Below are 6,153 nucleotides of genomic sequence, written 5' to 3'. Positions count from 1 at the left end.
CGCACCTCGGCGCGGCCGGCCCCCGGCGCAACGGCCCGGCCGCCAGGTCCCCGTCGGCCACCACCCGCGCCGGACCGGGCGGAGCCAGGGGAGATCCGCTTCCGACTCCCCGCCCGGCGCTCACCGCGCCCGGCTGAACCGCCCCCGCGCGACCACGGCCCCGGCCGTCGGACGCCGTCCTCCGCTCCACCCCGAGCACGCCGTGACCGGACCCCGCCGCCTGCGGGGCGGAACCGCAGCCTCGATCCTCCCGAGTTCGTCCCCGTCCGGGGCCGGCCTCGGCACCCACCTGGCCCACCTCGCACGGTGCCCCTCCGGGCGCCTCCGATTCCTCCGCACGACGCATCGCGCCTCGCCCCTCCCGCCGGCTGCACCGACCAGCGCGCGGACCCTCCCCGGAGGCGCCGATCGTCAGCCGGCGGCATCGGTCCGGCGCACCCGGATCCGTCGAGGCGAGAACAACAGGCCTGCCGGTACCCGGTGCGACCACCCGGGTCTCTGATCGGCAGCCCCTGGCCGGCTGGACGCCGACGGCGAGCCCCGATCCCGGGCGGACGCCCGGCAGGACCGGCGCGATTCCCCGGACCGGCGTCACCGGGGACGCAGCGACGCTGGACGGCACCGGCCCGCGGCCCGGGAGCGCCCGGACGACCTCATCGTCCGCACCGCTCGTCGATCGGCGGGCGTCCGACCCGGTTCCTCGGGGAGGGCGCCCGCCGAACGCGTTCTCCCGCCCCCCGGCGTCCCCCGTCCGCGGCGTCCCGGCCGGACAGGGAGGATGGTCGACACGCGCACCGTGCGGTGCGCCGGACAGCCACAGCCGGGAGGACGACGTGAGCGCGCTCGACCCGGCCCTCGGCGACCGCGTGGCCGCCGTCCGCCGGCTCGAAGCGACCGCCGTCGGCTCCCGTGCCCTGCAGCGGCTCACCGCGCTCGCCGTCCACATGCTCGGCGTCGACGCCGCCCAGGTCTCCCTGTTCAGCGACGTCGAGCTGGTGCTGGGCGGCACCGGTCTGCCCCCCGGCACCGTGGGCATCCAGGTCCCGCTGACCGAGTCTCTGTGCGCGGTGACCGGCGCCGCCTCCCCGGACCCCGTCGTCGCGCCCGACGCACGGGCCGATTCCCGCCTGGCGTCCCTCCCGCCGGTGGTCTCCGGAGACGTGGGCAGCTACCTGGGCATCCCGCTGTCGGTCTTCGAGGGACAGGTCGTCGGCGCGCTGTCGGCATTCGGTCGGGGTACGCGCGACTGGTCCGACGCCGACGTCGCCCTCCTCCGCCAGCTCGGTGACTCGGTGGAGACCGAGCTCCAGCTCGCCGCCCAGGTGCGCGAGCTCGAGTCCAGCCGGCTGGCCTTCGAGCTGGCCATCGACTTCGCCGGCATCGGCAGCTTCGACTGGAACCTGGTGACCGGGCGGCTGGCCTGGGACAGCCGGCTGCAGGAGCTGTTCGGGTTCCCGCCGGGTGACTTCGGCGAGACGATCGAGGCGTTCACCGCCCGCTGCCACCCGGACGACAGGGACCGGGTCATGGATGCGCTGCAGCAGGCCATCGACACCGTGGGCGACTACGAGGCCGAGTTCCGCGTCGTCCTGCCGTCGGGCGAGACGCGCTGGATCGCGGCCCGTGGCCGGGCCGTCGCCGACGACGCCGGTGTCACCGTGCGGTTGCTCGGGGCCGGCTACGACACCACCGCCCAGCGGCACGCGGACGCCCGGGTCGCCCGGGTCATGGAGTCGGTCAAGTCGGCCTTCTTCTCCCTGGACCGCGACTGGCGGTTCACCTACCTGAACGCCGAGGCGGAGCGGGTGCTCGCCGCCTCCCGGGAGGACCTGCTCGGGCAGGTGGTCTGGGAGGCCTTCCCCGACGCCGCCGAGGCCGAGTTCGGCACCCGCTACCGCGCGGCGGTGGCCACGGGTACCGAGCAGCTGTTCGAGGCCTACTACCCGGCGCCCCTGGACGCCTGGTTCGAGGTCCGCGCCTGGCCGAACCCGGACGGCCTCTCCGTCTCCTTCCTCGACATCACCCAGCGCCGGCGGGCCGAGGAGCGCGCCAGCCGGAGCACCGCCCGGCTGCGGCTGGTCGCGGAGAGCACCGCCGCGATGTCCGAGGGGCTGACCGGCGACGCGGCCGAGGAGGTCGCGCTGCAGCGGGTCTCCGAGTCGCTGGTCCCGGTCCTGGGGGACTGGGTGATCGCCAGCCTGGTCGACGCCGACGGCCGGATGAGCGACGTCGCCTCCTGGCACCGCGATCCGGAACAGCGGGCCCGGGTCGCGCGCTACGCCGCGCTGCGACTGGCCGCCCTGCCTCCGCACGCCCCCGTGCTGCGGGCGCTGGCCTCCGGGCAGCTGCGCGAGGTGCCCGACGTCCTGGGGACCGTCGGCCGGTCGTTGCCGCCGGGCGAGGCCAGGGACCTGCTCACCGAGCTGGCGCCGCAGTCGGCCGTCACGCTGCCGCTCACCGCCCGCGGCCGCACGCTGGGGGCGCTGAGCGTCTACCGCTCCCCGGAGCGTGCGCGAGCCGACGCCGACGACGTCGAGGTGCTGCGCGACATCGCCGACCGGGTGGCGCTGGCCCTGGACAACTCCCGGCTGTTCGAGCAGCAGCGCCGGTTGGCCGAGGGCCTGCAGCGCAGCATGCTCACCGAGCCGCCCGAGCCCGACCACGCCGAGATCGTCGTGCGCTACCTGCCCGCGGTGCAGGTCGCCGAGGTGGGGGGCGACTGGTACGACGCGTTCATCCAGCCCAACGGCGCCACGGTGCTCGTGATCGGCGACGTCGTCGGCCACGACACCGCGGCGGCGGCCGCCATGGGGCAGCTGCGCGGGATGCTGCGGGGGATCGGCTTCCGGGAGGACGCCGGTCCGGCCACCATCCTCGGCGACCTGGACGCCGCGATCGAGGGGCTGGGCATGGGCACGATGGCCACCGCCGCGATCGCCCGGGTGGAGCAGACCTCCGAGGAGCGCGCCCGGGGGCTGAGCCGGCTGCGCTGGTCGAATGCCGGCCATCCGCCGCCGCTGCTGCTGCACGCCGATCGCCGCATCGAGGAGCTGGCCACCGAGCGGGCGGAGCTGATGCTCGGCGTCGACCCGTCCGCGCGGCGCACCGAGTCGGTGGTGACGGTCCGCCGGGGCACCACCCTGCTGCTCTACACCGACGGCCTCGTCGAGGGCCGCGACCTGCCCCTGGACGTCGGGATCGCCCGGTTGCGCGAGGCGCTCGCGGAGCTGGCCGACCGGCCGCTGGGCGAGCTGTGCGACGAGGTGATCGCCCGGCTGCGGCCCGAGGGGCTGCAGGACGACGTGGCGCTCGTGGCGATCCGGCTGCACCCGGAGGACCGGCCGCGACCGGCGGAGGCCGGACCCGAGCGGCTGCCCCCCGTCGCGGGGTCCTGAGCCCGCGGGCGCCGGAGGTCAGCTGCGGGGAAGCAGCGCCCAGACGTGCTTGGCGCCGCCGCTGGCGTACCAGCCGTGCAGCCGCGCCATCCGCGCGATGAGGTACAGGCCCAGCCCGCCCTGGCTGGGGTCGCGGTCGACCGCCGGCGTCGGCGGGCGCGCCGCCGCGGAGTCCGACACCTCGACGAGATAGGCGTCGGCGGTCACCTGCAGCGATGCCTCGACCCGACCGCCGCCGTGGCGCAGCGCGTTGGACGCCATCTCGTCGAGGGCGAGCACGAGCTGGTCCAGGACGTCGTCGTCGACCCCGTGGGCGGCCACGGACCGGCGCACCTCGGACCGCATCCCCGGGAGCTCGGCGATGTCCCGCAGCTCCCAGCGCAGGACGGGGGTGGCGCGCGGCGGCGGAGCGGACGGCCAGGTGTGGCCATCGAGCTGCCCTGTCACCGTGCCGAATCCTCGCAATCCTGGCTCGCCCGAGGTGGGTCGAACAGTTACGTATGGGCTCGGCAGGCCCGGCTCAAACCTGGATGCGACGTGCGTCACGTCTCAGCGATCCTCCGGCACCCCCGCCAGGTAGTCGGTGACGACGGCCGGGTCGCGCATGACCGGGCCCATGACGGCGATCCCGTGCGCGCCCGCCGCCAGGCAACCGGCGACGTGCTCCGGCAGCACGCCGCCCAGCGCGAGCACCGGCGGCCCGGCCCGTCCGACCAGCTCGGCCAGCCCGTCGGTCCCGAGGGCGGGGCCGTACCCGGGCTTGGACGGCGTCGGGAAGACCGGCGAGAGCGTTCCCCAGTCGCAGCCCTCCTCCCGGGCGCGGGCGAGCTCGGCCGCCGAGTGGCACGAGCGGCCGACCTGCGGTGGCCGGGTGACCGGGAACGAGTCGCCGGCCGCCAGGTGCACGGCGGTGCCCTCCGGCGCGCCGGCCGCTCCGCCCCACACGAGCAGGCCGTCCACCGGGTCGAGGACCGCGCGCAGCTCGTCGGCCAGCGCGAGCCGCGCGGCGAGGGGCAGGTCCTTGTCCCGCAGCAGCACCGCGCGGGCACCCGCCGCGACGGCGACCGCCACCACCTCGGGGAGCGGTCGCGCGGCCTGGTGCCGGTCGGTGACCACGAGCAGCCGCGGCGCGGTCACAGCGCCGGCAGTCCCTCGAAGGACGTGGAGGCCTCGGCGTGCCAGCGGCGGGGGATCCGGCCCGCGAGCCGGGCCAGCCGGCCGGCCGCGACCGCCTGCCGCATGGCCAGCGCCATCCGCTCCGGATCGCGGGCGCGGGTGACGGCGGAGGCGAGCAGGACGGCGTCGCAGCCCAGCTCCATCGCCTGGGCCGCGTCGGACGTCGTGCCGATCCCCGCGTCGAGCACGACCGGCACCTGCACCGCCTCGCGGAGAAGGGCGATGTTGTGCGGGTTCCGGATGCCCAGGCCGCTGCCGATGGGCGACCCCAGCGGCATGACCGCCGCGCAGCCGACGTCGGCCAGCCGCCGGCCCAGCACGGGGTCGTCGGTGGTGTAGGCGAGCACGGTGAACCCGTCGGCGACGAGGCGCTCCGCGGCGTCGAGCAGCTCCACGGCGTCGGGCAGCAGGGTGTGCTCGTCGCCGATCACCTCCAGCTTGACCCAGTCGGTGTCGAACGCCTCCCGCGCGAGGTGCGCGGTGCGGACCGCTTCGCGGGCGGTGCGGCAGCCGGCGGTGTTGGGCAGCAGGCGGACCCCGGCACGGTCGAGCACCTGCATCATCGAGCCGGTCGCCGAGGCCTCCACCCGGCGCAGCGCCACGGTGACCAGCTCGGTGCCCGACGCGCGCACGGCCGCCTCGAGCGCCTCCAGGCTCGGCACCCCGCCGGTGCCGAGCAGCAGCCGCGAGCCGAAGGTCGCCCCACCCAGCTCGAACTGATCGGTCGTCATCTCAGCCTCCGGCGGTCGGGGCGAGCACCTCGACCGCGTCGCCCGGAGCCAGCGCTGTCCGCGGCCAGGTGCTGCGCGGGACGACGTCGCCGTTGCGGGCGACGGCCACGCGGTCGTGCCCGCCGGCGCGGGCGGCCACGAGGTCGGCCACGGTGGTGTCGTCCCCGACCTCGATCCGGTCACCGTTGACTGTCACGTGCATGTCAGCGTCCTTCCGACGGGCCGCCGGCGAACCGGTCGGCGGTGAACGGCGCGGCCACCTCGGGCAGCGTGCCGGTGGTGATCAGCTCGGCGGTCACCTCGGCGGTGACCGGGGTGAGCAGCACGCCGTTGCGGTGGTGGCCGGTGGCGAGCACCAGGCCGGGCACCGACGACGGGCCGAGCAGGGGGGCGTTGTCCGGGGTGCCCGGGCGCCAGCGGGCGAGGGTCTCGGCGAGCTCGAGCTCCTCGACCTCGGGCACCACCTCGATCGCGTCGTGCAGCAGGTCGTGGACGCCGCCGGCGGTCACCCGGGCGTCGAAGCCGCGGTCCTCGACGGTGGCGCCGACGATCAGCCCGTCGGCGCCGTAGGGCACGAGGTAGACGTGCCGGCCGCGCACCAGGGCGCGGACGGTGCCCTCCAGCAGCCCCTGCGCGCCCGCGAGCCGCAGGATCTGCCCCTTGACGGGGCGGACCGGCAGGGGTGGAGCGCCGGGCAGCCCACCGCTGTGCGCGCCGAGCGCCAGCACCGTGGTGCCGGCCCGGACGAGCCGACCGGAGGCCAGCCGCACGCCGTCGGCCCGACCGTCGGCGACGACGACCTCGGCCACCCGGTCGCGCACCAGCTCCACCCCCGCGGCGGCGACCGCGGC

At 76.5% G+C, this 6,153-nt stretch carries 6 protein-coding genes; 1 reads left to right on the top strand and 5 read right to left on the bottom strand.

The window, feature by feature from the left end; genetic code table 11:
* Positions 1 to 833: 833 nt before the first annotated feature.
* Positions 834 to 3,395, top strand: a complete 2,562-nt coding sequence (locus A6V29_RS05880) for a SpoIIE family protein phosphatase (protein ID WP_137159448.1) — start codon at positions 834 to 836, stop codon at positions 3,393 to 3,395.
* An 18-nt stretch (positions 3,396 to 3,413) separates the two neighbouring features.
* Here A6V29_RS05880 and A6V29_RS05875 read toward each other — a convergent pair whose 3' ends face one another.
* The 5 genes from A6V29_RS05875 to A6V29_RS05855 all read right to left on the bottom strand — a co-directional run.
* Complete coding sequence (locus A6V29_RS05875; RefSeq protein ID WP_137159447.1) at positions 3,414 to 3,842, bottom strand: ATP-binding protein; 429 nt, start codon at positions 3,840 to 3,842, stop codon at positions 3,414 to 3,416.
* Between the two features lie 102 nt (positions 3,843 to 3,944).
* Positions 3,945 to 4,532: a thiamine phosphate synthase gene (locus tag A6V29_RS05870; RefSeq protein ID WP_137159446.1), complete on the bottom strand. Its 588-nt coding sequence runs from the start codon at positions 4,530 to 4,532 to the stop codon at positions 3,945 to 3,947.
* On the bottom strand, positions 4,529 to 5,302 hold the full coding sequence (locus A6V29_RS05865) for a thiazole synthase (RefSeq protein ID WP_137159445.1): 774 nt from the start codon (positions 5,300 to 5,302) through the stop codon (positions 4,529 to 4,531). Before A6V29_RS05865 ends, A6V29_RS05870 begins: the two co-directional genes overlap by 4 nt.
* Before the next feature lies 1 nt (position 5,303).
* Positions 5,304 to 5,504: a sulfur carrier protein ThiS gene (gene thiS, locus A6V29_RS05860; protein ID WP_137159444.1), complete on the bottom strand. Its 201-nt coding sequence runs from the start codon at positions 5,502 to 5,504 to the stop codon at positions 5,304 to 5,306.
* 1 nt (position 5,505) lies between these two features.
* A partial coding sequence (locus A6V29_RS05855) for an FAD-dependent oxidoreductase (protein WP_137159443.1) occupies positions 5,506 to 6,153 on the bottom strand: 648 nt, incomplete at its 5' end.

The organism is Blastococcus sp. CCUG 61487 (assembly GCF_005222955.1).
Lineage (GTDB): Bacteria > Actinomycetota > Actinomycetes > Mycobacteriales > Geodermatophilaceae > Blastococcus.
The sequence above is the reverse complement of the archived record's forward strand: the minus strand, read 5'-3'. Positions and strand labels throughout refer to the sequence as shown.

Excerpts from the sequence above, each read along its gene's own strand:
- A6V29_RS05865 (WP_137159445.1), bottom strand. The coding sequence starts at position 5,302 with ATGACGACCGATCAGTTCGAGCTGGGTGGGGCGACCTTCGGCTCGCGG.
- thiS (WP_137159444.1), bottom strand. The coding sequence starts at position 5,504 with ATGCACGTGACAGTCAACGGTGACCGGATCGAGGTCGGGGACGACACC.